This window comes from Streptomyces sp. NPDC013187 (assembly GCF_042899705.1).
GTDB lineage: Bacteria > Actinomycetota > Actinomycetes > Streptomycetales > Streptomycetaceae > Streptomyces > Streptomyces hawaiiensis_A.
Genome location: NZ_JBIBAF010000009.1, coordinates 334,833 through 359,895, shown reverse-complemented (window position 1 = coordinate 359,895; position 25,063 = coordinate 334,833). Strand labels below are relative to the sequence as shown.

Here is a 25,063-nt window from a genome sequence, read left to right as displayed (position 1 = left end):
GACGAAGCCGGGGCGACGGGGGCGGCGACCGAGGGGAGCGACCCGGGCGGCGGCACGTCCGCCGAAGCCGACACGGGCGGTGGCCATCGGGACGACACCGTCCGCAGCGGCCCCCTTGCCGAAGCCGACGCGGGCGGTGGCCGTCGGGGCGACACGGTCGCAGCCGTCGTGCGGCAGTGGCGGGCCGTGCACCCCGGGCTCGACACCGGGCCGATGGAGATCATCGGGCGGATCAATCGATGTGCCGCTCTGCTGCAGCAGGCGGAGGACGCTCCCCTGCGCCGGGCGGGGCTCAGCCGGCCCGAGTTCGACCTGCTGGGGGCCCTGCGTCGTACCGGGCACGAGCTGACGCCCGGGGAGCTGGCCAGGGAGACCTTCTCCTCGGGGGCCGCCGTCACCAAACGCCTGAAGCAGCTGACCGAGCGCGGGCTGGTCGAACGGCGCGGGGACACCCGTGACCGGCGGGTCGTCCACCTCCGCCTCACCGACGCCGGACGCGACCTCGTCGACGCAATCCTGCCCGTCCAGCTCGCCTACGAGACCACTGTGCTGTCCGGCCTCGGCGGTCCTGATCAGGGTGAACTGGCTTCCCTGCTCGGGGAGTTGCTCAGTCAGCTGGAAGGGCGGCTCGGCGTGCTGCGGGCTTGATGCGGCCGCCGGCCGGGGTGCGTCGGCGCACCGGTCACAGCACCTCGTGCACCGTGCGGCGATGCGTGGAGCGGCGGTCGTCGACGGCCTCCCAGCGGTCGCCGTAGACGTTCCGGGTGATGACCGGCTCACGGAGGAAGTCGTGCGGGAAACCGAGCGGCACCGCGCTCACCTCGTCGAGCCGGGCGAGGGCGTCTGCGTCGAGGCGGACGTCGACACTGCCCAGATTGTCGGCGAGCTGGCTCTCCCTGGTCGCCGCGATGATCGGCACCACGTTTCCGGGCCGGGCCAGCAGCCAGGCCAGCGCCACCTGCGCCGCACTCCAGCCACCCTGCTCGGCGACCTCCAGCACGGCGTCGATCACCGCCTCCTCGCGCGGGTCGGCGTCCTCGCCGGTGGTGTCGAGGCGCCCCGCCTCGCCCCTGCGGTACTTGCCGGTGAGCTTCCCGGCCGCGAGCGGGGCCCACGCCAGCACGGCCAGGTCGAACGCCCGGGCCTGTGGAAGCAGTTCGCGCTCCGGCGTCCGTTCCAGCAGGCTGTAGCGCAGCTGCGAACCGGCGAACGCGGTCCAGCCCCGCAGCTCCGCCAGGGTGCCCGCCTGGGCGATCTCCCAGGCCGGCCAGTCCGAGACACCGATGTACAGCACCTTGCCCGTGCGGACGAGGTCGTCCAGGGCCCGCATGACCTCCTGGACCGGGGTGAAGTTGTCCCGGGCGTGCACCCACAGCACGTCCAGCCGGTCGGTCCGCAGCCGCCGCAGGCTCGCCTCCACCGACTGGACCAGGTTCTTGCGGTGATTGCCGGCGGCGTTGATGTCACCGTCACGGATTGCGCAGGTGTACTTGCCGGCCAGCACGAACCTGTCGCGCCGACCTTCGAGCAGCTCGCCGAGGATCCGTTCCGAGCTGCCGTCGGTGTAGTTGTTGGCGGTGTCGACGAAGTTGCCGCCCGCCTCCGCATAGGCGTCGACGATCCGGGCGCTGGTCTCCTTCCCTGCGCCCCAGCCCCAGTCGTCGCCGATGGTCATCGCGCCGAGGCTCAGCTCGCTGACGCGCAGACCGGTCTTGCCGAACAGTGTGTAACGCACGGTCGTCCCCCTCCGGGCAGGTCGTGCGCAGGACGCTAGGAGCTGGAGCGCACTTCAGCGCAAGCTCCGGCCCCCCTCGCCGTCACACACCGCCCCGTCTCAGCCCTCGTGGCCCGCCCGGTACACGCCGAACATCGCACCCTGCGGGTCGCGGAGCACCGCGATGCGCGGGCCGTCGGGCACGGAGGTGGGCACCATGAGGACCGTGCCGTGCCGCTGCACGACGGCGGTCGTCTCGTCCACGTCGGCCACGGCGAAGTACGGCAGCCAATGGGCCGGCACCTCGGGCGGGAACTTGTCGTCCATCGTCACCATCCCGCCGAAGTCGGCGCCGCCGACGCCGCACTGGGTGTAACGGTCCGACGGGGCGACCGTCCAGCCGAACACCCGCGTGTAGAAGGACACGGCCCCCTCCGGGTCCCGCGTCATCAGCTCCACCCAGCCCAGCGAACCGGGCACGTTGAACAGCCCGGCGCCCGGGAAGGCGCCCGCCTGCCACAGCTGGAACACGGCACCGCCGGGATCGGCCGCCACCGCGAACCGGCCCACGTCGAACACGTCCGTCGGGCCGAACAGCACCGACCCGCCCGCCTCCGTCACCGCGCGGACGGTGGCGTCCGCGTCGGTCACCGCGAACGACACGTTCCACGCGACCGGCTGCGACGGCTGGTACAGCGGGGCGAGCGCCGCCACGGCCGCGTCCCCGAGGTGCGCGACGGTGTAGCCGCCGGCCTCCTGACGCGCGTCCGTCTCGGGCCGCCAGCCGAACAGCCGCGTGTAGAACCGCCGGGCCGCGTCCAGGTCGCTGGTCCCCAGCTCCGTCCAGCACGGACCGCCGGTCACCGGTGCGTCGAGCTTCATGGCGTTCCTTCCGCGAGCGGCGGGGACAGGCACTGGGCCCCTGGGCCCCCTCCAGCACGCTAAGCCGCCTCCCGCGGTCCCTGCCATCCGGGGAAACCCAGTGGTGTATCGCGCGGCCCCGGCGCCCTCGCCCGGTACCGCACCGCGTGGCGGCCGTCGGCTCCTTCACCCCGCCCCGCTCGTCCACGGCCCGCCCCGCGACGGGCCCCACGGCCCGGGCCGAGGGGAAGGGCCTCGGCTTCATCGAGATCGACACGGCCCTGGCGCGCCCGGAACACCACGCCCGCGCGGCGGGTATCGCCGCCATCGGCAACCTGCACCACCCGCGCCGACCGGGGCTGGGAGCACCGCCCCGGCCGAACTCAGATGCCGGGCCGGTAGCGCATCGGGTGGTCCGCCGGAACCTCCACCAGCACGATCGGCGTCCCGTCCGGATCCGCGATCCACATCTCGATCAGCCCCCAGGGTTCCTTCACCGGCGGCCGCACGATGTCCACGCCCTTCGCCCGCAGCTCCTCCTGTGCCGCGGCCACGTCGTCGACCTGCAGCCACAGCCGTACGGCGGGCGTCGGGGACGTCTCGGCCCGGCCCGAGACCTCGAGGAAACCGCCGCCCATGAAAAAGACGGTGCCGCGCTCCGCACCCGTGCCGAACTCGCGGTACACGGCGAGGCCCAACTGCTCGCCGTAGAAGGCCCGGGAGCGCTCGGGGTCGGTCGGGCGGAGCAGGATCCGGCTGCTGAGTACCTGCACCATGCAGCGGAGCTTAGTGGTGGCGTTACGCTCATCCCTGCCCGAGCCGCGCCAGCAAGACGGAGACGTACGCCATGGAGACCGCCGCCACCGCACTGACCTTCCGCGACGCCACCGACGCCGACGTGGAGGAGCTGGTCGCGCTGATCGAGTCGGCGTACCGGGGTGACGACAGCCGGGCCGGATGGACCACCGAGGCGGACATCCTCGAAGGGCAGCGGACCGATCCGGAGGGGGTGCTGGAGGTCGTCAAGTCGCCCGACAGCCGGCTCCTGACCGTGGAGCGGGACGGCAGGATCGTCGCCTGCTGTCAGCTGGAGCACCGGGGCGAGAACGCCTACTTCGGGATGTTCGCCGTCAGCCCCGTGCTGCAGGGCGCGGGCCTCGGCAAGCTGATCATCGCGGAGGCGGAGCGCCAGGCCCGCGAGGACTGGGGCGTGAAGGAGATGCAGATGACGGTGATCTCCGTGCGCGACGACCTCATCGCCTGGTACGAGCGGCGCGGCTACCGCCGTACGGGACGGACGACCCCGTTCCCGTACGGCGACGAGCGCTTCGGCATTCCGCAGCGCGACGACCTGACGTTCGAGCTGCTGGTCAAGGAGCTCGCCTGACGGCTGCCGCCGCGGCAGGCGACGCGTGCGACGGGGCGGACGTCGCCCGGTGCGGGACTAGGCCGTGAAACGGCCCGTGCGCTTGATGTCCGGGTGGTCGGTGGTCGCGCCGTCCAGGCCGAACGCCCGGACCAGCCGCAGCTGGTCCTGGGTGTTCACCACCCAGCCGATGATCCTCAGGTCGGCCTTGCGGGCCCGCTCCACGATCTCCAGGGTCAGCCGGCGGATGTTCAGGCAGACGGTCTCCGCGCCGGCCTCGACGGCGCGCTCCACGATGTCCGTGCCGTAGCGGCTGGCGATCAGCGCGGTGCGCACGCCCGGCACCAGCGGCTTGATCTCGGCGATCGCCTCGTCGTGGAACGAGGACACCTCCACCCGGCCGGCCAGCCCGTGCCGGTTCATCACCTCGGCCAGCGCCCGCGCCGCCTGTTTGTCCTTGATCTCCGCCTGGAGCGGCGTGTGGACGGCCTCCAGGACCTCCTCGAACACCGGGACCCGTTCGCCCCGGCCCGCGTCCAGGGCCCGGAGCTCGGCGAGGGTCTTCTCGGCGATCGGGCCGGTGCCGTCGGTCGTGCGGTCCACATCCGTGTCGTGCATGACGACGAGCGCGCCGTCCTTGCTGAGATGCAGATCGAGTTCGATGGCGTCGAGGCCCGCCTCCTGGGCGGCGACGAAGGACCGGAGGGTGTTCTCGGGTTCCACACCCATGACTCCGCGGTGACCGATGGTGAGGAAGTTCAAGACGCGACTCTCTTCCGTCGACAGGCGGCACTGGGGGCCTGACGGCCCCCCTGACCGTATCGCCTGGACCCGCCCTGTGCAGAGAGTGAGGGCATGGTCGCTGCGCATTCGGGCAGAAGCGTGACCGACAGGAAAAAGTGCGGTGAAGCACAGGGTCGGGCAGGATATTTTCCCGGGTTCACCCTTGCTGGGAGGAACCTCGTGTGTATACGGTCTGCATACGTGAGATTCTCCCGTGGAAGGTGGGACATGACGGAAATTCTTGTGCAGGTGGGTTCGGAGGAAGGCCTTCCTCCCGTGGCCAGGGTGGTGGACCACCCGGCATGGCCCGTGCTCAAGGATGCCGTGGAGCGGATCCGGCCATGGCAGTCCAAGGACGGGTCGATCGACTTCGACGCCGAGGGCGCCCCCGACCCGGCCGACGCCGAGCTCGCGGTCCGCCAGGTCGCCGACGCCGTCCAGGAGCTGTCCCCGCTGCTGCCGCACGACGGCGCCTACCACGAGGCCCTGGTCAAGGATCTGACCCGGTGGGCCGACGGCGGCTTCCAGGTGCCCGACTTCCTCGACTCGCTGCTGGCCTTCCAGCCCGCCGCGAACCGCGCGGACGGCCTCCAGCACCTCGTCGTCTTCCCGATGTACACGCAGAACGGCAACCCGGACCGCAACCTCGAGGCGGTCGTGCTGCGCATGGTCTGGCCGGACTGGCTGGCCGAGCTGGAGCGCACCCGCTACGACAACCCGCTGTTCTGCGGCATCACGTTCGAGGACTTCACGGCCGGCTACGACACCAACTCGGCCGTCCTGTTCCCCGAGACCATCGCCGTGCGCGAGGCGCCGGAACGATTCACCTGGGGCGGCATCTTCTGCGACCGCGAGGCCGCCCGCTTCCGCCGGGTGACCGACGCCGCCGTCGACATCCTCGGCCTGGAGCTGCCCGAGGACGTCGCCGCGATGGTCCACGACCAGAAGCGCTGCGAAGAGGCGTTCGTCCTGTGGGACATGGTCCACGACCGCACCCACAGCCACGGCGACCTGCCCTTCGACCCGTTCATGATCAAGCAGCGCCAGCCGTTCTGGATGTACGGCCTGGAGGAGCTGCGCTGCGACCTCACCGCCTTCAAGGAGGCCGTGAAGCTGGAGGCGGACGGCGTCCCGCAGGCCCGTGACGTGCAGGTCGCGGTCCTCTTCGACCGCATGTTCCGCTTCCCTGTCACCGGTGAGCGCGTGCGCAACTACGACGGTCTCGGCGGCCAGCTCCTCTTCGCCTACCTGCACAAGCACGACGTCGTCCGCTGGACCGACAACAGGCTCACCATCGACTGGGAGCGCGCCCCGAAGGTCACCAACCAGCTGTGCGCCGAGATCGAGGACCTGTACCGCGACGGCATCGACCGTCCGAAGCTCGTCCACTGGTTCGCCGGCTACGAGCTGGTCTCGACGTACCTCTCCCCGCACCCGGGCTCCAAGTGGGCCAAGGGCCCCGACGCCCTGGACACGACGCAGCCGCCGCGCAAACTCGTCGATGACGTGCTTCCGGACGAGTTTCCGCTGAGCATGTTCTATGAGGCACTGTCCAAGAAGCTGAAGAACGTGATCGCCTCCACCAAGGGCATCACGGCGGACAGCGCCGAGCGGATCGCCGCGTGAGCGATCGGCGTACCGGGAACACTGCTCAGGAGGCGAGGATCATGGGGAACGGGGCGCTCAGCGGTGCGGTGATCGCGGTGGCCGGAGCGGGCGGGCCCGCCGGCCGGGCCGCGCTGCTCAGGCTGGCCGAGGCGGGAGCCACCGTCATCGGGTCGGACAACGATCCGGAGCGGCTGGCGGAGGCGGTCGACGCGGCGAGCTTCGCGTCCGGCGGCGCCACCGTCACCGGTGACACGGTCGATCTGCTGGACCTGGGGGCCACCCGCGACTGGGCCACCCGCATCGAGAAGGACTTCGGCCGCGTCGACGGTCTGGTCCACCTCGTGGGCGGCTGGCGCGGCAGCGAGACCTTCACCAGGACGAGCCTCGACGACTGGGAGTTCCTGGAGATGCTCCTGGTCCGCACGGTGCAGCACACCTCCCTCGCCTTCCACGAGGGGCTCCAGCGCAGCGACCGCGGCCGGTACGTGCTGATCAGTGCCGCGGGCGCCAGCAAGCCCACCGCGGGCAACGCCGCCTACGCGGCCGGCAAGGCGGCGGCCGAGGCCTGGACGCTGGCCATGGCGGACTACTTCCGCAAGGCCGGGGGCGCCGAGGGGCCGACGTCGGCCGCTGCGATCCTGGTGGTGAAGGCGCTGGTCCACGATGCGATGCGCGCCGACCGACCCAACGCGAAGTTCGCGGGCTTCACCGACGTCAAGGACTTGGCCGAGGCCATCACCGAGGTCTGGGAGAAGCCCGCCGCCGAAGTGAACGGAAACCGTCTGTGGCTCACCGAGAAGCCGTGAACCCGCCGAAGACCGACGCCCGTCGTCATCACGACCCCGAGGTCCGCGGTTTCGCCAGCGACAACTACGCCGGGGCCCACCCGGAGGTGCTCGCCGCCCTGGCCCTGGCCAACGGCGGGCACCAGGTCGCCTACGGCGAGGACGCCTACACCGAGAACCTCCAGCAGGTGGTCCGCAGCCACTTCGGGCCCACGGCCGAGGCGTTTCCGGTCTTCAACGGCACCGGCGCGAACGTCGTCGCGCTCCAGGCGGTCACCGACCGCTGGGGCGCGGTGATCTGCGCGGAGAGCGCGCACATCAACGTCGACGAGTGCGGTGCACCGGAGCGGGTCGGCGGCCTGAAGCTGCTGACCGTTCCGGCGCCCGACGGCAAGCTCACGCCCGAGCTGATCGACCGGCAGGCGTACGGCTGGGACGACGAGCACCGCGCGATGCCGCAGGTCGTCTCCATCGCCCAGGCCACCGAACTGGGCACGGTCTACACGCCGGACGAGATACGGGCCATCTGCGAGCACGCCCACGCGCACGGCATGAAGGTGCACCTGGACGGCTCCCGGCTGGCCAACGCCGCCGCCGGCCTGAACGTCCCGATGCGGACGCTCACCAACGCCGCCGGCGTCGACATCCTCTCCCTGGGCGGCACCAAGAACGGCGCCCTGTTCGGTGAGGCCGTCGTGGTCCTCAACCAGGACGCCGTCAGCCACATGAAGCACCTGCGCAAGCTGTCCATGCAGCTCGCCTCCAAGATGCGCTTCGTGTCCGTGCAGCTGGAAGCCCTGCTCGCCCGGGACCTGTGGCTGCGCAACGCCGGGCACGCCAACGAGATGGCCCAGCGCCTCGCCGAGGGCGTGCGGGCCGTGCACGGGGTGGAGATCCTCTACCCGGTGCAGGCCAACGCGGTCTTCGCCCGCCTGCCCCACGATGTGAGCGAGCGCCTCCAGAAGCGGTTCCGCTTCTACTTCTGGGACGAGGCCGCGGGCGACGTCCGCTGGATGTGCGCGTTCGACACGACCGAGGACGACGTGGACGCGTTCGTGGCGGCACTCAAGGAGGAGATGGCCCGATAGGGCCGGACGGTGGCCGTGCAGCGATGCATAGGTATGCGGCAGAGCGTAAATGGATTGACTGAGGGGCAGGTCCCTCCCTACGCTCTGCCTGCATGCAGCTCATCCAGCAAACGCCCGACCTGTCCGCCTACTTGGCCGCCGACGAGGCGATCGACCATCATCACCCGCTCGTCCGCGAGACTGCGGCACGGCTCGCCGCTGGGGTGGATGACTCGTATGACTATGCGCGGGCGGCCTTCGAGTTCGTACGCGACGCCATTGCGCACTCGCAGGACTCCGGCGATCTCCACGTCACCTGGCGCGCCTCCGACGTCCTGGAACAGCGCACCGGCATCTGCTACGCCAAGGCCCATGCGCTGGCCGCGCTGCTGCGGGCCGAGGACATCCCCACCGCGCTCTGCTACCAGAAGTTCGACGAGGTGCACGGACTGGTCGCCGTGCGGTTCAACGGTGCGTGGCATCGGCAGGACCCTCGGGGCAACAAGCCCGGCGTCGACGCGCAGTTCTCCCTCGATGGGGAGCGGCTCGCCTTCACGCCCGACCATGAGTCCAATGAAATGGACTATCCGGTGTTGTATGCTGCACCGCATCCGGTCGTGCTCAACGCTCTCACAGCGGCTCGCGACCGGCCGCACCTGTGGCAGACGCTCCCCACCGCACTCTGAGGCAAGGCGACCATGACGCTCACGCTGACCGTGTCCGACGACGTACGCGCTCTCGCGCCCGGCTTCACGCACGTCGCGATCGAGGCACACGGCCTGGTCAACGGGCCCAGCAGTGAAGCCAGTTCGGAGCTCCTCGACGACGCGGCGCGGCGGCTCGTCCTACGACTGGACGGCCGCGCACCGCACGAGGACCCGCACATGGCCGCCTGGCGCGCGACCTACACGGCCTTCGGCTCGAAGCCGTCCAGGACCCGCAACTCCGCGGAGGCGCTGGCCAAGCGGGCCCTCTCGGACGCCGGGCTGCCCCGAGTCAACCTGCTCGTCGACCTCTACAACGCCGTCTCCGTCGCCCATCTGATCCCGGTCGGTGGCGAAGACCTGGACCGTATCGAAGGCGGCATGCGCCTGATCCGCGCCACGGGGGAGGAGGACTTCGTGACCGTCGCCGGCGGCGAGGAGACCGTCGAGCACCCCGACGCGGGCGAAGTGGTGTGGCGCGACGACGCGGGCGTGACCTGCCGTCGCTGGAACTGGCGTCAGGGCCCGCGCACCCGGCTCACCGAGGGGACGGCATCGGGCATCTTCCTGCTGGAGAGTCTGGCGCCGATGCCGGTCGCCGAGGTGGCGGCGGCCGCCGCGGAACTCGCCGAGCTGCTGGCGAGGTTCAGTCCGGGAGCGGACATCGCCGTACGCGCTCCGGAGTCCTCCGCCTGAGAACCGGGCGGGCGGGGCTCAGTGCGCCTCGGCCGCCCGCACCTGCTCCGGCGTCGGGGCCGTGCCGCCGAGGTGGGCCGGCATCCACCAGGTGTCGTCCGGGCCCTTGGGGCGGACGGGGTAGGCGCGCTGGGCGGCTTCGAGGAGCTCCTGGACGCGCTCGCGCAGCTGGCGTGTGATGGCGCCCGCGTACTTGTCGCGGGACGCCTCGATCGCCTCGCCCACCCGGATCGTGATGGGGATGTGGCTGCGCTTGAAGTTGCGCGGGTGTCCCTTGGTCCACAGCCGCTGCGTGCCCCACACCGCCATCGGGATCAGCGGGACGCCCGCCTCCTGCGCCAGGCGTGCCGCGCCCGACTTGAAGCTCTTCAGCGTGAACGACTGCGAGATCGTCGCCTCCGGGAACACCCCGACGATCTCGCCCGACCGCAGCGAGTCCAGGGCGTGCGCGTAGGCCGCCTCGCCCTGCTTGCGGTCCACCGGGATGTGCTTCATCCCGCGCATCAGCGGGCCCGAGATCTTGTGCCGGAAGACCGACTCCTTCGCCATGAAACGCACGAGACGCTTCTGGGGCAGGGCCGCCAGGCCGTCGAAGACGAAGTCCAGGTAGCTGATGTGATTGCTCACCAGCACGGCGCCGCCCGAGCGCGGGATGTTCTCCGAACCCTGGAGGTCGATCTTGAGGTCCCACACCTTGAACAGCGTGCGGGCGAAACCGACGACGGGACGGTAGACGAGCTCTGCCATGGGCGGTTCGGACCCTTCCTGCTCTGCCTGGGAAGGGATTCCCAGTGGAAGTTACGCAGCCGTAGGTTTACGGCTTGTCGCAGATCGTGCCCGAAGAACGGCCGGGTAGCCAGTCCTCGTGCCCGTCGGCGGCGAGATTCTCGTCACGTCGTCCGCAGGTTCCCACCTCGTGCTTTTGCGTCCCCATTACTCCGCGCGGACCGCCACCCGCCGCACGAGCAGGTACAACTCGCAACCCAGGCAGTACCCGAACGCCGCATTCAAGAAGGCGGCGGCGAGCGCGGCGCCGGTCGCCGCGAGTCCCAGCCAGTCGGGTCCCAGGGCGTAGCCGACGAGCCCGAGTCCGGCGAAAAGCAGTCCCACCGCCTGGGCGAAACGCGGCGGTTCGGGCGCCTCGAACTCCGTCGGCGGCCCGAGCCGCGGCCGGACCGCCTTGGCGAACAGCAGGCCGTAGGGGGCGCGGCCGACCCCGCCCGCCGCGCCCAGCAGGAACGCCAGCGTCTGCCAGGCCAGCAGCCAGGCGCTTCCCGTGACCAGCACGACCGCCAGGACGGCGGTCGTGACGGCCGCGCCGAAACGCGGCCCTCTCGCGTCGATGTCCATGGAACCAAGCATTCCGCAGCGCGGCCGCCTTGAGGGGACGGGAATCTTTGCGGTTTCGTGAACGCTTGCAGGATGTGATGACCGGACTGGTGGTGTGCGTGGTGGCCCTCGCGGCGGCGAGCGCCTACGGAGTGCTGCAACGGCGGCGGAGCGGGAGAGTGCGGGTGCGCGGGCGTGACGACGGCAAGCGGCTCGATGCGGCGGAACTCGGCGCGGAACTCGGCGAGCGGGCCACGCTCGTGCAGTTCTCCAGCGCGTTCTGCGCGCCCTGCCGGGCGACCCGCAGGGTCCTCGGCGAGGTGGCCGGCGTCGTGCCGGGCGTGACCCACGTCGAGATCGACGCCGAGGCCCACCTCGACCTCGTACGGCGGCTGGACATCCTCAAGACCCCGACCGTGCTCGTCCTGGACGCCGACGGCCGGGTGGTGCGGCGCGCCACGGGGCAGCCGCGCAAGGCCGACGTGATCGCGGCACTGGGGGAGGCGGTGTGACGGGCGTGACGCCGCCAGTGAGTCATCTCCCACATCACGGAACGAACTTGACTGCGCGCACCATTTATCGTCAGCCTGACCCCATGCCTGCGGACCTTCTCGCCACGCCCGACCTCCTGCGCTCGGTCTTCCGGCGGCACGCGGCGGGAGTCGCCGTCATCACCGCTCGTGGCGAGGCGGGCCCGGTGGGCTTCACCGCCACCTCCCTGGCGTCCGTGTCCGCCGAGCCGCCGCTGCTGTCCTTCGGCGTCGGCACCGGCGCCTCCAGCTGGCCCGCCATCGCGACGGCGGACCACGTCGGTGTCCACATCCTCGGTGAGCACCAGCAGGAGCTGGCCGCCACCTTCTCCCGCAGCGGCGCCGACCGCTTCGGCCCGCCCACCGACTGGCGGGAGGGGCCCGAGGGGGTCCCCGTCCTCGACGGCGTGCTCGCCTGGCTGGTGGGCCGGGTCGTCGCGCGGGTACCCGCCGGGGACCACCGGCTCGTGATCGCCGAGGTCGTGGACGGCGACCCCTCGGGCACCGGCCGTCCGCTCCTCTACCACCAGGGGCGTTTCCAGCGTCTGGGCGACTGAACCGGGCGGCTCCCCGGGCTGCGTGACCGTCGAGTTCCGGTTACGCTGCGTTGCGAAGGTCACAGTTCAAAGCGCTTGCTTAGCGGGAACGAACTGGGTGTACTGACGAGTAATATTTCGCTCGGGGCGTGGGTTCGCCCCGACCGGGATCGGACGCTAGAGGCGCCTATGCTGCCTGCAAGTAGGCAGCATGGAAATGACGATGCAGTAGGAGAGCCGGCGTGAGCTTGAGGATCGTTGTCACTGTGAAGTACGTGCCCGACGCCACTGGCGACCGGCACTTCGCCGATGACCTGACCGTCGACCGGGACGACGTGGACGGTCTGCTCTCCGAGCTCGACGAGTACGCGGTCGAGCAGGCGCTGCAGATCTCCGAGAACTCCGACGACGACGTGGAGATCACCGTCCTGACGGTGGGCCCCGAGGACGCCAAGGACGCCCTGCGCAAGGCGCTGTCCATGGGCGCGGACAAGGCGATCCACGTCGAGGACGACGACATCCACGGCACCGACGCCATCGGCACCTCCCTGATCCTGGCCAAGGCGATCGAGAAGGCCGGCTACGACCTGGTCGTCTCCGGCATGGCCTCCACCGACGGCACCATGGGCGTCGTGCCCGCGCTGCTCGCCGAGCGTCTGGGCGTCCCGCAGGTCACCCTGCTCTCCGAGGTCTCCGTCGAGGACGGCACCGTCAAGGGCCGCCGCGACGGCGACGCCGCCTCCGAGAACCTGGAGGCCTCCCTCCCGGCGGTCGTCTCGGTGACCGACCAGTCGGGCGAGGCGCGTTACCCGTCCTTCAAGGGCATCATGGCCGCCAAGAAGAAGCCGGTGGAGTCCTGGGACCTGTCCGACCTGGACCTGGAGGCCGAGGAGGTCGGTCTGGAGGGTGCCTACACCACGGTCGACGGCGCGGCCGAGCGTCCCGCCCGTACCGCGGGCACGATCGTCAAGGACGAGGGCGAGGGCGGCAAGCAGCTCGCTGAGTTCCTCGCGGGCCAGAAGTTCATCTGAGCCCCTTCGCTGACCGCCCCTCATCTTTCGCAAGCAGGAGAGAAGAAGTCCCATGGCTGAAGTTCTCGTCTACGTCGACCACGTGGACGGCGCCGTCCGCAAGCCCACCCTGGAGCTGCTGACCCTCGCCCGCCGCATCGGCGAGCCGGTCGCCGTCGCGCTGGGCAACGGCGCCGGTGACACGGCCGCCGTTCTCGCCGAGCACGGCGCGGTCAAGGTCCTCACGCACGAGGCCGCCGAGTACGCCGACTACCTGGTCGTACCGAAGGTCGACGCCCTCCAGGCCGCCCACGAGGCCGTGTCCCCGGCCGCCGTGCTGGTCCCCTCCTCCGCCGAGGGCAAGGAGATCGCCGCCCGTCTGGCGCTGCGTCTGGGCTCCGGCATCATCACCGACGCCGTCGACCTGGAGGCCGGCGACGAGGGCCCGGTGGCCACGCAGTCGGTGTTCGCCGCGTCCTTCACCACCAAGTCCCGTGTCTCCAAGGGCACCCCGGTCATCACGGTCAAGCCCAACAGCGCGGCCGTCGAGGCCGCCCCGGCCGCCGGTGCGGTCGAGGCCCTGAGCGTCTCCTTCTCCGCGCAGGCCACCGGCACCAAGGTCACCGGCCGTACGCCGCGTGAGTCGACGGGCCGTCCGGAGCTGACCGAGGCCGCGATCGTGGTGTCCGGCGGCCGTGGCGTCAACGGCGCGGAGAACTTCGCGATCATCGAGGCGCTCGCCGACTCCCTCGGTGCGGCCGTCGGCGCCTCGCGTGCCGCGGTGGACGCCGGCTGGTACCCGCACACCAACCAGGTCGGCCAGACCGGCAAGTCGGTCTCGCCGCAGCTGTACATCGCCAACGGCATCTCGGGCGCGATCCAGCACCGCGCCGGTATGCAGACCTCGAAGACCATCGTCGCGATCAACAAGGACGCCGAGGCCCCGATCTTCGACCTCGTCGACTACGGCGTCGTCGGCGACCTCTTCGACGTCGTCCCGGCCCTGACCGAGGAGATCAAGACCCGCAAGGGCTGATCGGCCGGCTGTGAAAGGCCCCCGTGACCGTCGCGCGGTCACGGGGGCCTCTTCTCATCCCAGGGTCATCGAAGCCTGCACCGGCAGGTGGTCGCTCGGGTACGTCCCGTCCACGCTGAAGGTGTTCATCCCGGCCCAGTGCGTGGTCACCCCGGGCGTGGTGAGGATCCAGTCGATGCGCCGCCCGCCGGGCCTCAGCTTCCGGTAGCCGTGGTGCGTCCCGTACGCCGGACCCCGCGAGGCCGCCGCGTCCCAGGCGTCCACCAGTCCGATGTCCAGCATGAGGTCGTACACCCGGTTGTCGTGGGCGGCCGCGTTGAAGTCGCCGGTGACGATGACGGGTGACGACCGGTCCCACCCGGCGATCGTCTCGCCGATGAGCGCCGCCGAGCGTTCCCGGGCGTACTGGCTGACGCTGTCCAGGTGGGTGTTGAGGACGTAGAACTCCCGTCCCCCGTCGGCGCGATCGGCGAAACGGACCCAGGTCACCATGCGCAGCCAGTCCGCGCCCCAGGTGTTCGAGGCGATCGTGTACGGGGTGTCGGACAGCCAGAAGTGATCGAACTCGATCGGCTCGAGTCTGCGCGTGTCGTAGAAGACCGCCATGAACTCGTCCTTGCTGCCGCCGGCGCGTCCCGTGCCGATCCAGTCGTGGTGCCCGCCGAGATCCTTCTCGATCGCGCGCACCTGCCGGTAGAGCCCTTCCTGGGTGCCGATGAGGTGCGGCAGATCGCGGCGCAGCAGTTCTCGCATCACCGGGCGGCGCACGTCCCAGCGCGGTGTCCTGTCGACGACGGTCCCGAAGCGGACGTTGAACGTCATGACGTTCAGAGCACCCGGGTGCTCGCCCGCGGAAGCGTGGTGTGTGGGGCCCGCGGTGGTGAGCAGCGGTCCTGCGACGGCGGCGGCCGCCGCTGCCTTGAGTCCGTGGCGGCGCGTCACGCCGGCCTCGTTCGGCACGTGGTCTCCCTCCCCTTGCACGTCAGGATGAAGCTTGCCTTCTCAGTACGGAAGAAGAGGGCCGATCGGCAGTGATCAAGAGGGAAGCACGGGGAATTCCACTCACGATGGTGTTGACCAGGCCGAAGGTCGGCCGATAGCTTCGTTCTACGGATTGTTGATTCCGCTGTGCGGAAAATGGAGGGTCTCGCGATGGGTCAGGGCCGGCAGGAGAAGGTGGCGACGAGCCTCGCGGGAGCCGTCAGCGAGGAGATCAGCGCCTCCCTCGCGCCGGTCGACGCCGAGCTGGAGCGCCGCTACCCCGGAGACCCCGGCACCCGCCAGCCCGTCCACACCGTCTACGTACCCGGCGACGTCTTCGCCGCCGACACCGTCCGCTCCTGGGGCGACCGGGCCCTCGCCGCACTCGACGAACACGCCCCGGACGCCGCGTCCTTCGCCGCGGTCCTCGGCCTCTCCGAGGAACTGGCCGGGCCCGTCCACGCGCGCGTGCGCGCCAAGCTGGAGCGCGAGCCGATCGAGGACCTGCGCGTCGACTTCGAGGACGGCTACGGCAACCGCCCCGACGCCGAGGAGGACGAGGCCGCCGCCCGCGCCGCCCGGATCATCGCTGAGGCCTACGCGGAGCGCACCGCCGCCCCGTACATGGGCATCCGCATGAAGTGCATGGAAGCGCCCGTACGCGCCCGGGGCATCCGCACCCTCGACATCTTCCTCACCGGCCTGATGGAGGCCGGCGGCCTGCCCGACGGCCTGGTCCTCACCCTGCCGAAGGTGACGTACGCGGAGCAGGTCACCGCCATGGCGCGGCTGCTGGACGCCTTCGAGAAGACCCACGGGCTCGAGCCCGGCCGGATCGGCTTCGAGATCCAGATCGAGACCAGCCAGTCCATCCTCGCCGCCGACGGCACCGCCACCGTCGCCCGCATGATCCAGGCCGCCGAGGGCCGCGCGACCGGACTGCACTACGGCACCTTCGACTACAGCGCCTGCCTCGGCGTCTCCGCCGCCCACCAGGCCAGTGACCACCCCGCGGCGGATCACGCCAAGGCCGTCATGCAGGTCGCGGCGGCCGGCACGGGCGTCCGCGTCTCGGACGGCTCGACGAACGTCCTCCCGGTCGGCCCGACCGCCAAGGTCCACGACGCCTGGCGTCTGCACTACGGCCTCACCCGCCGCGCCCTGGCCCGCGCCTACTACCAGGGCTGGGACATGCACCCCGGGCACATCCCCACCCGCTACGCGGCCGTCTTCGCCTTCTACCGCGAGGGCTTCGAGCAGGCCGCCGCCCGCCTGTCCCGCTACGCCAACCGCACCGGCGGCGACGTCATGGACGAGCCGGCCACCGCCAAGGCCCTCAGCGGCTACCTGCTGCGCGGCCTGGACTGCGGCGCCCTGGACAACGGCGAGGTCGCCCGCCTGGCCGGCCTGACCCGGGCGGACCTGGAGAGCTTCGCGGCGCCCCGTCGCGGAAATCTGACGGCCTCCGCCTGACCGTGTCGGTCCGGCGGACCGGTCGGCACGTACCGGCCCTGTCACAGCCGTCACCGACGCCTGTCGTCGTCAACCGCGCCCCGTAGTCTGTACGCCACGCACTGACGGTGTCGGTCGTCGGCGCATCCGGTGGGGTCACAGGAACGGGGCAGCGGTGTCGACGGGGGAGCACGGGCAGACGGACGGCGCCGGACGGCTGCTGGCAGGCCGCTATCGCGTCCTGGCGGCGCTGGGGCGCGGCGGCATGGGCGTCGTATGGAGGGCCGTCGACGAGGTCCTCGGCCGTGAGGTCGCGGTCAAGGAACTGCGCACGTACACCGACGCGGCCGGCCCCGAACTGGCAGCTCTGCAACTGCGGATGCAACGCGAGGCGCGTGCGGCGGCCCGGGTGCGCCACCCCGGTGTCATCGCCGTGCACGACATCGCCCAGGTCGACGGCCGCCCGATCATCGTCATGGAACTGGTCGACGGGCCGTCCCTGGACGACGTCCTGCGCGAGCGCGGCACGCTGGACCCGGGTGAGGCGGCCGGGATCGGCGCCGAGGTCATGGACGCGCTGGCGGCCGCCCACCGTGCGGGCGTCCTGCACCGGGACGTCAAGCCGGGCAACATCCTGCTCGACCGCACGGGCCGGGTCGTCCTCACCGACTTCGGCATCGCCACGATGGACGATCCGGGAGACGGTTCGGCCACGCACCTCACACGCAGTGGCGAGCTCGTGGGCTCCCTCGACTACCTGGCACCCGAGCGCGCCCAGGGCGCGGACCCGGGCCCCGCCTCCGACATCTGGGCGCTCGGCGCCACGCTGTACGCGGCCGTCGAGGGTTCCTCGCCCTTCCGCCGCACGTCGACGTTCTCCACGCTCACTGCGATCGTCTCCGAGCCGCTGCCGGAGCCCCGCCGCGCCGGCCCCCTCGCGCCCGTCCTGCGACGGCTGCTGGACAAACGCCCCGAGTCCCGCCCGGAGGCCGACCAGGCCCGCGCACTGCTCCGGGCCGTCGCGGACACCGGCGGCTCGGACACGCCGACGTCCACCCTGCGGGGCCCTGCGGTCGCGCCCCCGCGCGCGGAGACGGAGCGCAGTGTCCCGTCGGTGCCGCCGGGGTTCGGACCCCCGCAGCAGGGCGCGGCCGGACCTCACGAGGGCGGCGAGACACCGGGGTCATCGGTATCCGGGCACCCCGCGCGCGCAGGCACCGACACGCAGGCCTCCGGTGAAGGTCACCCCACGCCGTCGGGCCCCGGCGCCGGCCCCCAGGGTGCCGGCCCCCTCGCCCCCGGCGGCACCGCACCCACCGGCCCGATGAACCCCGGCCGCGCCGCGCCCCGCCGTAAGGCACGCGTCCTGCTGGCCGCCGCGGCCGTCACCGTCGTCCTGGCCGCCGCCGGTACCACGATCGCCCTGCTCGGCGACGACTCCGGCGGCAAGAAGACCGGCACGCGGACCGACGCCGTCGGTGCGGATGGCCGGTCCTCCGCGCCCAGCGGACCGGACGACGGCTCGAAGGCCCCGAGGTCCACGGAACAGGGCGACGCCGAGGACAGGGCACGCTCCGAGAAGACCGCCGACCAGAAGGACCCCGAGCCCACCGGCCGGGAGACCACACCGGCCCCCGGGAAATCGACCGGTGGCGCCACCGCCGGAGGCGGCACCACCCCCGGCGGCGGTCCGGGAGGCGGTGCCACGACCGGCGGCGGCCCGACCACCCCGGCCCCGGCCTGTCACGCCATCGGCGGCGGCAAGTACAACTGCCAGGTCTGGAAGACCGCCGACTCCTACACCGCCTCCGGCACCAAGGTCGGCATCCTCAAGGCGGGCACCAACTACTTCTACTGCCAGCGGAACCTGGGCCGCCGCGAGACGTCCGGGGAGTGGACCAACGTCTGGTGGGCGAAGACCGACGACGACAGCGGCAACACGGACGTCTGGGTCAGCGACGTCTACATCAAGGGCGGCGACAACGACGGGCCGGTCCCCGGGCTCCCGGTCTGCTGACCCCGCGCGGATGCGGCCACGTACCGCTCGAGACCGGAGGCCGTCACCAGCTTCTCCTCGACGAACAGCCGCGTGCCCCGCTCGCACAGCCGCCGGTCTCCACGGGCCCGCGCGCAGAACTCCTCCGGCACGACACCGAACAGCTCCCGCAGTCGCGGCAGCCCGACGAGGAGCTCGGTCAGCAGCTCCCGCTCGCCCGGGTGGGTGCGCGGCGTGCCCGTGCCGTCGTGGAGCACACCGTGCCGGTTGACGTAGGCGTACGCCCCGGGCAGCCGGGTACCGTCCGCGAGGTCGATCCGGACGTCGGGCGACGGCAGCCAGGCCCGGTCGAAGTTGCCGCCGGGGACCGGCACGCCCTCGCTCGCGTCGATCACCGCGAGCTGCTCGGCGTCGAGCCACAGGACGAACAACTCCCGCACGGTGCCCGGGGCGCCGACCGGCGAGGCGGAGACGTACCCCATCCGGCTCACATGCGCGGAGACGCCGGCGTCGAGGCCCGTCACCCGCGCCTTCACCATGGGCAGCGGTGCTCCGATCCCGAACTCCACCATCTTGTGCCGCAACTGCCCGGGGCAGCCGTTGGAGCCGATGGCGATGACCGGAGTGCGGTCCTCGTGCACCAGCCGTTCCAGCGGCAGGAAACGGTCCCCGTCGAGCAGCCCGGATTCGGCGGGCCACGCTCCCGGGTACCGCAGAGGGTGCTCGCGCGGCGCCTCCGCCAGGCCGAGTGCCCGCAGCGTGCGATCGGTGGCGTCGTCCATCGGCCGCTCAGTCCGCCGGGGGGATCTCGCCCGAGCCGCGGGTGATCAGCCGGGTCGGCAGCTCGATGCGCTCGGGGGTGACCAGGGTGCCGTCCAACTGCCGGAAGAGACGTTCCGCCGCGGTGCGGCCGATGTCCGCCGCGTCCTGGGCCACGACCGTGACGCCCGGCTGGAGCAGGTCGGCGAGCTCGATGTCGTCGAAACCGACCAGGGCGACACGGCGGGCCTGCTCGGCGAGCACCCGGATCACGGTCACCGTCACACGGTTGTTGCCCGCGAAGATCGCCGTGACCGGGTCCGGGCCGGTCAGCATGTCCTCGGCCGCCCTGCGCACCCGCTCCGGGCCGGTGACACCGAGGGACATCCAGGAGTCCGCCACCGGTATGCCCGCGTCCTCCATGGCGGCCCGGTAGCCGCGCAACCGCTCGGCGGCGGTGTGGATCCGGGGCATGTCGCCGATGAAGCCGATCCGGCGATGACCGTGCGCGATGAGGTGGGCGACGCCGCCGCGGGCGCCGCCGAAGTTGTCCGAGAGGACCACGTCGGCGTCGATGTGCCCGGCCGGCCGGTCCACGAACACGGTGGCGACCCCCGCCTTGAGCTCCGGCTCCAGATACCGGTGGTCGTCCCCGGCCGGGATCACCACCAGCCCGTCCACCCGCCGCGCGCACAGGGCCAGCACCAGCTCCTGTTCCCGCTCGGGGTCCTCCGCGCTGGAGCCGTTGATCAGCAGGGCACCGTGCGCGCGGGCCACCTCCTCGACCGACCGGCTCAGCGGCCCGTAGAACGGGTCCGCGAGGTCCTCCAGGACCAGGCCGATGCTCGCCGTGCGGCCCTTGCGCAGCACCCGCGCGCTGTCGTTGCGGCGGAAGCCGAGGGCGTCGATCGCCTCCTGGACCCGTTGCTCCGTCTCCGGAGTGACCCCCGGTTCCCCGTTCACGACGCGGGAGACCGTCTTGAGGCCGACTCCGGCGCGGGCCGCTACGTCCTTCATGGTCGGCCGGGTGCCGTAGCGCGCTGCGGATCGGAGGGGGGTCTGGGGCACGATGCGGTGTCCTGTCCTGTCGTCCACGGGGGTGCGTCGATTCTCGGTTTGTATGAGGATGTGGCGTCGAGCATAGAGCCTGGACAACGTTGTCAGGCTCGGGGGAGACTGTCCACCGCACGCGCACCGCCGCGGGACGGGCCTGCTGCTTGCCCTGCTTGACGGCCTTTACCGGCGTTTTCTCATGCCCGACGGGGAGATCCGACTCTGATGCACACCGACCTCGTGGCCGCGCTCGACATCGGCGGCACCAAGATCGCCGGCGCTCTGGTGGACGGCGGTGGCCGGATCCTGGTCCGCGCCCAGCGGCCGACGCCCGCCCGGGAGGACGGCGACACCGTGATGCGGGCGGTGGCGGAGGTGCTCGGCGAGCTCAGCGCGTCGCCGCTGTGGGAGCGTGCCTCGGCCGTGGGGATCGGCAGCGCGGGGCCCGTTGACGCCTCCGCGGGCACGGTGAGCCCGGTGAACGTGCCGGGCTGGCGCGACTACCCGCTTGTCGCCCGGGTGCGGGCCGCCGCCGGCGATCTGCCCGTCGAGCTGATCGGCGACGGTGTGGCGATCACCGCGGCGGAACACTGGCAGGGCGCCGCCCGGGGCCACGACAACGCGCTGTGCATGGTCGTCTCCACGGGCGTCGGGGGAGGCCTGGTGCTCGGCGGTCGGCTGCACCCGGGGCCCACCGGCAACGCGGGCCACATCGGCCACATCAGCGTGGACCTCGACGGCGATCTGTGCCCGTGCGGCTCGCACGGCTGTGTGGAGCGCATCGCGAGCGGCCCCAACATCGCCCGGCGCGCCCTGGAGAACGGCTGGCGGCCCGGCCCGGACGGGGACACGTCCGCCGCCGCGGTGGCCGCCGCCGCCCGCTCCGGCGACCCGGTCGCCGTCGCCTCCTTCGAGCGGGCCGCCCAGGCCCTGGCCGCCGGGATCGCCGCCACCGCGACCCTCGTGGAGATCGACATCGCCGTGATCGGCGGGGGAGTGGGCAAGGCGGGCGACGTCCTGTTCGATCCGCTGCGCACGGCCCTGAGTTCTTACGCGACGCTGTCCTTCGTCCGGCACCTGGCCGTGGCGCCGGCGCAGATGGGCACCGACGCGGGGCTGGTGGGCGCGGCGGCGGCAGCACTGGCGAAGCGGACGGACGCGGCGACGGCCGGGGTGTGAGACCGGGCCGGTCGATCGAGCAGGAACGTTCAGCCTGGGATGGCCTGATGTGGTGGCTCGATGCGGTGACCTGATGCGGTGACCTGATGTGGTGGCCCGTGCGGTGACCTGATGCGGGGCGGCGCGGGGACCGACGTGACGGCCGCCCCGGGGCGATACGGACGGTTCCGGTCCGTTTAGCCGGAAATCAGCCGCACGTGCGTGCGATGTGGCACGATCGCGCTTGTGAGCAGCAGACCCGCCTCGGCGCAGCATCTGCGCGACCTCGCCCGGCTGCGGCGCGTCAAGGACCGCATCGACAGGGAGTACGCGAAGCCCCTGGACGTCGAGGCGCTCGCGCGGGGCGTGCACATGTCGGCCGGGCACCTCAGCCGCGAGTTCCGGCAGGCGTACGGCGAATCGCCGTACAGCTACCTCATGACGCGGCGCATCGAGCGCGCGATGGCGCTGCTGCGCCGAGGCGACCTCAGTGTCACCGAGGTGTGCTTCGAGGTCGGCTGCGCGTCCCTGGGCACTTTCAGCACCCGTTTCACCGAGCTGGTGGGCATGCCGCCCAGTGCCTACCGGCGCGAGGCGGCGCGCGCGACGGCGGGGATTCCGTCGTGCGTGGCGAAGCAGGTGACCAGACCGATCAGGAATCGAGAAGCGCCCGCCCCTGGCCGAAACTAGCGTGAGGGCCATGGACCTTCGCATTCACGCCAGTTTCCTTCCGCACGACGACCCGGATGCCGCCCTGGCGTTCTACCGCGACACCCTCGGCTTCGAAGTCAGGAACGACGTCGGGTACCAGGGCATGCGCTGGATCACGGTCGGCCCCGTCGGCCAGCCCGGCACGAACATCGTGCTGCACCCGCCCGCCGCCGACCCCGGCGTCACCGAGGACGAGCGCCGCACCATCGCCGAGATGATGGCCAAGGGCACCTACGCCAGCATCGTCCTGGCCACCACCGACGTCGACGCCACCTTCGAGCGGGTGCAGGCGGGCGACGCCGAGGTGGTCCAGGAGCCGGTGGACCAGCCCTACGGCGTTCGCGACTGCGCCTTCCGCGACCCCGCGGGCAACATGGTCCGCATCCAGCAGCTGAAGGCGCCGTAACAGCCCCCGCACCGCACTCCCCGCGCCGCTCCCGGGAGCGGCGCGGGGGAACGAGATCGCCCGAGCGCGGCAGTGCCGCACGACAGATGGAGACACCATGAGCAAGGCCACGGACAGACAGTCGCCCGGGCCGCACGTTGCCGACAGCCATGACGTGATCCGCGTGCACGGCGCGCGCGAGAACAACCTCAGGGACGTCAGCATCGAGATTCCGAAGCGCCGGCTCACGGTGTTCACCGGCGTCTCCGGCTCGGGCAAGAGCTCCCTGGTCTTCGACACGATCGCCGCTGAGTCGCAGCGGCTGATCAACGAGACCTACAGCGCCTTCCTCCAGGGCTTCATGCCGAACCTGGCCCGGCCCGAGGTCGACGTCCTGGACGGGCTGACGACCGCGATCGCCGTCGACCAGCAGCGCATGGGTTCCGATCCCCGCTCCACCGTCGGCACCGCCACCGACGCCAACGCGATGCTGCGGATCCTCTTCAGCCGGCTCGGCACACCGCACATCGGCCCGCCCGGCGCGTTCTCGTTCAACACCGCCTCGGTCTCGGCGAGCGGCGGGTTCACAGTGGACCGCGGTGCCGACAAGACCAGGACCGAGAAGGTGTCCTTCAGCCGCACCGGCGGTATGTGCACGCACTGCGAGGGCCGGGGCACGGTCTCCGACATCGACCTCACCCAGCTCTACGACGACTCCAAGTCGCTGTCCGAGGACCCGTTCACCATCCCCACCTACACCGGGGGCGGCTGGGTGGTGCGGGTCATCGCCGAGTCGGGCTTCTTCGACAAGGAGAAGCCGATCCGGAAGTACACCAAGAAGGAGCGGCACGACTTCCTGTACCGCGAGCCCACCAAGGTGAAGATCAACGGGGTCAACCTCACCTACGAGGGCCTGATCCCGAAGCTCCAGAAGACCTTCCTCTCCAAGGACCGCGAGTCGATGCAGCCGCACATCCGGGCCTTCGTGGACCGGGCGGTCACCTTCACCCGGTGCCCCGAGTGCGACGGCACCCGGCTGAGCGAGCTCGCCCGCTCCTCGAAGATCGGCAAGGTCAACATCGCCGACGCCTGCGCGATGGAGATCCGCGACCTGGCGGAGTGGGTGCGGGGGCTGGAGGAGCCGTCGGTGGCCCCGTTGCTCACCAAGCTGCAGCACACCCTCGACTCGTTCGTGGAGATCGGCCTCGGCTACCTCTCGCTCGACCGGGCCTCGGGCACGCTCTCCGGCGGCGAGGCCCAGCGCACCAAGATGATCCGCCACCTCGGCTCCTCGCTCACCGACGTCACCTACGTCTTCGACGAGCCGTCCATCGGCCTGCACCCGCATGACATCCAGCGGATGAACAACCTGCTTCTGCGCCTGCGCGACAAGGGCAACACCGTGCTGGTCGTGGAGCACAAGCCGGAGACGATCGCCATCGCCGACCATGTCGTGGACCTCGGCCCCGGGGCCGGCACGGCGGGCGGCACCGTCTGCTTCGAGGGAACCCTGGAGGGGTTGCGCGGCAGCGGCACCGTCACCGGCCGCCACCTCGACGACCGGGCCAAGATCAAGGCGACGGTCCGCAAGCCCACCGGCGCGCTGGAGGTCCGGGGCGCCTCGGCGAACAACCTGCGCGACGTCGACGTCGACATCCCGCTCGGCGTCCTCACCGTCGTGACCGGCGTGGCCGGCTCCGGCAAGAGCTCGCTCGTGCACGGCTCGATGGCCCGGCAGGCCGGGGCCGAGGGCGTGGTGGCGATCGACCAGACCCCGATCCGCGGCTCCCGGCGCAGCAACCCGGCGACGTACACCGGACTGGCCGACCCGATCCGCAAGGCCTTCGCCAAGGCCAACGGTGTGAAGCCGGCCCTGTTCAGCGCCAACTCCGAGGGTGCCTGCCCCACCTGCAACGGTGCCGGTGTCATCTACACCGACCTGGCGATCATGCAGAGCGTGGCCACGCCCTGCGAGGAGTGCGAGGGCAGGCGGTTCGAGGCGTCGGTGCTGGAGTACCGCCTCGGCGGCCGGGACATCAGCGAGGTGCTGGCGATGCCCGTCACCGAGGCCGAGGAGTTCTTCGGCAGCGGTGAGGCCCGTACGCCCGCCGCGCACAGGATCCTTCAGCGGCTCGCGGACGTCGGTCTCGGCTACCTCACCCTCGGCCAGCCGCTCACCACGCTGTCCGGCGGCGAGCGGCAGCGGCTCAAGCTGGCCACGCACATGGGTGAGAAGGGCGGCGTGTACGTCCTCGACGAGCCGACCACCGGGCTCCACCTCGCGGACGTGGAGCAGCTGCTCGGCCTCCTCGACCGGCTCGTCGACTCCGGCAAGTCGGTCATCGTGATCGAGCACCACCAGGCGGTCATGGCGCACGCCGACTGGATCATCGACCTCGGCCCCGGGGCGGGCCACGACGGCGGCCGGATCGTCTTCGAGGGCACCCCGGCCGACCTCGTCGAGGCCCGCTCCACGCTGACCGGCGAGCACCTGGCGGCCTACGTGGGCGCCTGACGGGGTCTTCGGAGGCCGTGAGGCGAGC

The 25,063-nt window shown here is 71.5% G+C and carries 26 protein-coding genes; 17 read left to right on the top strand and 9 right to left on the bottom strand.

What is annotated here, in order from left to right:
- Positions 1-168 precede the first annotated feature (168 nt).
- Positions 169-648 carry a MarR family winged helix-turn-helix transcriptional regulator gene (locus ACFY5B_RS21580; RefSeq protein ID WP_389971640.1) on the top strand — a complete coding sequence of 160 codons (480 nt, stop codon included), beginning with the start codon at positions 169-171 and terminating at the stop codon, positions 646-648.
- 34 nt (positions 649-682) lie between these two features.
- On the opposite strand, the gene ACFY5B_RS21575 is transcribed toward ACFY5B_RS21580, so the two are convergent.
- From ACFY5B_RS21575 to ACFY5B_RS21565, 3 genes are all read right to left on the bottom strand, one after another.
- A complete protein-coding gene (locus ACFY5B_RS21575) occupies positions 683-1,735 on the bottom strand; it encodes an aldo/keto reductase (RefSeq protein WP_389971504.1) in 1,053 nt (350 codons plus the stop codon).
- A 99-nt stretch (positions 1,736-1,834) separates the two neighbouring features.
- Positions 1,835-2,596, bottom strand: coding sequence for a VOC family protein (locus ACFY5B_RS21570; RefSeq protein WP_389971502.1), 762 nt, complete (start codon positions 2,594-2,596; stop codon positions 1,835-1,837).
- Positions 2,597-2,958: 362 nt separating this feature from the next.
- Positions 2,959-3,351: a VOC family protein gene (locus ACFY5B_RS21565; protein WP_389971500.1), complete on the bottom strand. Its 393-nt coding sequence runs from the start codon at positions 3,349-3,351 to the stop codon at positions 2,959-2,961.
- 71 nt (positions 3,352-3,422) lie between these two features.
- On the opposite strand from ACFY5B_RS21565, the gene ACFY5B_RS21560 reads away from it, so the two are divergent.
- Positions 3,423-3,962 carry a GNAT family N-acetyltransferase gene (locus ACFY5B_RS21560; protein ID WP_389971498.1) on the top strand — a complete coding sequence of 180 codons (540 nt, stop codon included), beginning with the start codon at positions 3,423-3,425 and terminating at the stop codon, positions 3,960-3,962.
- 57 nt (positions 3,963-4,019) lie between these two features.
- On the opposite strand, the gene ACFY5B_RS21555 is transcribed toward ACFY5B_RS21560, so the two are convergent.
- Positions 4,020-4,703 carry a glycerophosphodiester phosphodiesterase gene (locus ACFY5B_RS21555; RefSeq protein WP_389971496.1) on the bottom strand — a complete coding sequence of 228 codons (684 nt, stop codon included), beginning with the start codon at positions 4,701-4,703 and terminating at the stop codon, positions 4,020-4,022.
- A gap of 249 nt (positions 4,704-4,952) precedes the next feature.
- Here ACFY5B_RS21555 and ACFY5B_RS21550 point away from each other — a divergent pair, with 249 nt between their 5' ends.
- The 5 genes from ACFY5B_RS21550 to ACFY5B_RS21530 all read left to right on the top strand — a co-directional run bounded on the left by ACFY5B_RS21550 (position 4,953) and on the right by ACFY5B_RS21530 (position 9,584).
- Positions 4,953-6,350, top strand: coding sequence for a DUF6421 family protein (locus ACFY5B_RS21550; RefSeq protein ID WP_389971494.1), 1,398 nt, complete (start codon positions 4,953-4,955; stop codon positions 6,348-6,350).
- A 41-nt stretch (positions 6,351-6,391) separates the two neighbouring features.
- Positions 6,392-7,138, top strand: coding sequence for an SDR family NAD(P)-dependent oxidoreductase (locus tag ACFY5B_RS21545; protein WP_389971492.1), 747 nt, complete (start codon positions 6,392-6,394; stop codon positions 7,136-7,138).
- Complete coding sequence (locus tag ACFY5B_RS21540) at positions 7,135-8,205, top strand: threonine aldolase family protein (RefSeq protein ID WP_389971490.1); 1,071 nt, start codon at positions 7,135-7,137, stop codon at positions 8,203-8,205. Before ACFY5B_RS21545 ends, ACFY5B_RS21540 begins: the two co-directional genes overlap by 4 nt.
- 92 nt (positions 8,206-8,297) lie before the next feature.
- Positions 8,298-8,870: a transglutaminase domain-containing protein gene (locus ACFY5B_RS21535; protein ID WP_389971488.1), complete on the top strand. Its 573-nt coding sequence runs from the start codon at positions 8,298-8,300 to the stop codon at positions 8,868-8,870.
- Positions 8,871-8,882: 12 nt separating this feature from the next.
- The gene (locus ACFY5B_RS21530) at positions 8,883-9,584 is read left to right on the top strand and encodes a B3/4 domain-containing protein (protein WP_389971486.1); all 702 of its coding nucleotides are present in this window, start codon (positions 8,883-8,885) and stop codon (positions 9,582-9,584) included.
- 18 nt (positions 9,585-9,602) lie between these two features.
- On the opposite strand, the gene ACFY5B_RS21525 is transcribed toward ACFY5B_RS21530, so the two are convergent.
- Together ACFY5B_RS21525 and ACFY5B_RS21520 are read right to left on the bottom strand one after the other, a co-directional pair.
- Entirely contained in the window at positions 9,603-10,331 is a 729-nt protein-coding gene (locus ACFY5B_RS21525; RefSeq protein ID WP_104789099.1) for a 1-acyl-sn-glycerol-3-phosphate acyltransferase, read from the bottom strand.
- 186 nt (positions 10,332-10,517) lie between these two features.
- On the bottom strand, positions 10,518-10,934 hold the full coding sequence (locus ACFY5B_RS21520) for a DUF4395 domain-containing protein (RefSeq protein ID WP_389971484.1): 417 nt from the start codon (positions 10,932-10,934) through the stop codon (positions 10,518-10,520).
- A 77-nt stretch (positions 10,935-11,011) separates the two neighbouring features.
- Here ACFY5B_RS21520 and ACFY5B_RS21515 point away from each other — a divergent pair, with 77 nt between their 5' ends.
- From ACFY5B_RS21515 to ACFY5B_RS21500, 4 genes are all read left to right on the top strand, one after another.
- Positions 11,012-11,425, top strand: a complete 414-nt coding sequence (locus tag ACFY5B_RS21515; protein WP_389971482.1) for a thioredoxin family protein — start codon at positions 11,012-11,014, stop codon at positions 11,423-11,425.
- An 83-nt stretch (positions 11,426-11,508) separates the two neighbouring features.
- On the top strand, positions 11,509-12,000 hold the full coding sequence (locus tag ACFY5B_RS21510; RefSeq protein ID WP_389971480.1) for a flavin reductase family protein: 492 nt from the start codon (positions 11,509-11,511) through the stop codon (positions 11,998-12,000).
- Between the two features lie 221 nt (positions 12,001-12,221).
- On the top strand, positions 12,222-13,010 hold the full coding sequence (locus ACFY5B_RS21505; protein ID WP_053668510.1) for an electron transfer flavoprotein subunit beta/FixA family protein: 789 nt from the start codon (positions 12,222-12,224) through the stop codon (positions 13,008-13,010).
- Between the two features lie 52 nt (positions 13,011-13,062).
- On the top strand, positions 13,063-14,025 hold the full coding sequence (locus ACFY5B_RS21500; protein WP_389971478.1) for an electron transfer flavoprotein subunit alpha/FixB family protein: 963 nt from the start codon (positions 13,063-13,065) through the stop codon (positions 14,023-14,025).
- A 54-nt stretch (positions 14,026-14,079) separates the two neighbouring features.
- On the opposite strand, the gene ACFY5B_RS21495 is transcribed toward ACFY5B_RS21500, so the two are convergent.
- Positions 14,080-14,985, bottom strand: coding sequence for an endonuclease/exonuclease/phosphatase family protein (locus ACFY5B_RS21495; protein ID WP_389971477.1), 906 nt, complete (start codon positions 14,983-14,985; stop codon positions 14,080-14,082).
- Between the two features lie 192 nt (positions 14,986-15,177).
- Here ACFY5B_RS21495 and ACFY5B_RS21490 point away from each other — a divergent pair, with 192 nt between their 5' ends.
- Both ACFY5B_RS21490 and ACFY5B_RS21485 read left to right on the top strand, forming a co-directional pair.
- On the top strand, positions 15,178-16,479 hold the full coding sequence (locus ACFY5B_RS21490) for a DUF6986 family protein (RefSeq protein ID WP_389971475.1): 1,302 nt from the start codon (positions 15,178-15,180) through the stop codon (positions 16,477-16,479).
- A gap of 154 nt (positions 16,480-16,633) precedes the next feature.
- Positions 16,634-18,475: a protein kinase gene (locus ACFY5B_RS21485; protein WP_389971473.1), complete on the top strand. Its 1,842-nt coding sequence runs from the start codon at positions 16,634-16,636 to the stop codon at positions 18,473-18,475.
- Here ACFY5B_RS21485 and ACFY5B_RS21480 read toward each other — a convergent pair.
- Positions 18,421-19,236: a hypothetical protein gene (locus ACFY5B_RS21480; protein ID WP_389971471.1), complete on the bottom strand. Its 816-nt coding sequence runs from the start codon at positions 19,234-19,236 to the stop codon at positions 18,421-18,423. The genes ACFY5B_RS21485 and ACFY5B_RS21480 overlap by 55 nt on opposite strands.
- A gap of 7 nt (positions 19,237-19,243) precedes the next feature.
- The gene (locus ACFY5B_RS21475; RefSeq protein WP_389971469.1) at positions 19,244-20,308 is read right to left on the bottom strand and encodes a LacI family DNA-binding transcriptional regulator; all 1,065 of its coding nucleotides are present in this window, start codon (positions 20,306-20,308) and stop codon (positions 19,244-19,246) included.
- Positions 20,309-20,491: 183 nt separating this feature from the next.
- On the opposite strand from ACFY5B_RS21475, the gene ACFY5B_RS21470 reads away from it, so the two are divergent.
- The 4 genes from ACFY5B_RS21470 (at position 20,492) to ACFY5B_RS21455 (ending at position 25,035) form a co-directional block, all read left to right on the top strand.
- Positions 20,492-21,445 (top strand): ROK family protein, encoded by a 954-nt coding sequence (locus ACFY5B_RS21470; RefSeq protein WP_389971467.1) that lies wholly within the window; start codon positions 20,492-20,494, stop codon positions 21,443-21,445.
- 225 nt (positions 21,446-21,670) lie between these two features.
- Positions 21,671-22,114, top strand: coding sequence for a helix-turn-helix transcriptional regulator (locus ACFY5B_RS21465; protein WP_104785109.1), 444 nt, complete (start codon positions 21,671-21,673; stop codon positions 22,112-22,114).
- A gap of 10 nt (positions 22,115-22,124) precedes the next feature.
- Positions 22,125-22,541 (top strand): VOC family protein, encoded by a 417-nt coding sequence (locus ACFY5B_RS21460; RefSeq protein WP_361870359.1) that lies wholly within the window; start codon positions 22,125-22,127, stop codon positions 22,539-22,541.
- Positions 22,542-22,638: 97 nt separating this feature from the next.
- Positions 22,639-25,035, top strand: a complete 2,397-nt coding sequence (locus tag ACFY5B_RS21455) for an ATP-binding cassette domain-containing protein (RefSeq protein WP_389971464.1) — start codon at positions 22,639-22,641, stop codon at positions 25,033-25,035.
- Positions 25,036-25,063: the final 28 nt, after the last annotated feature.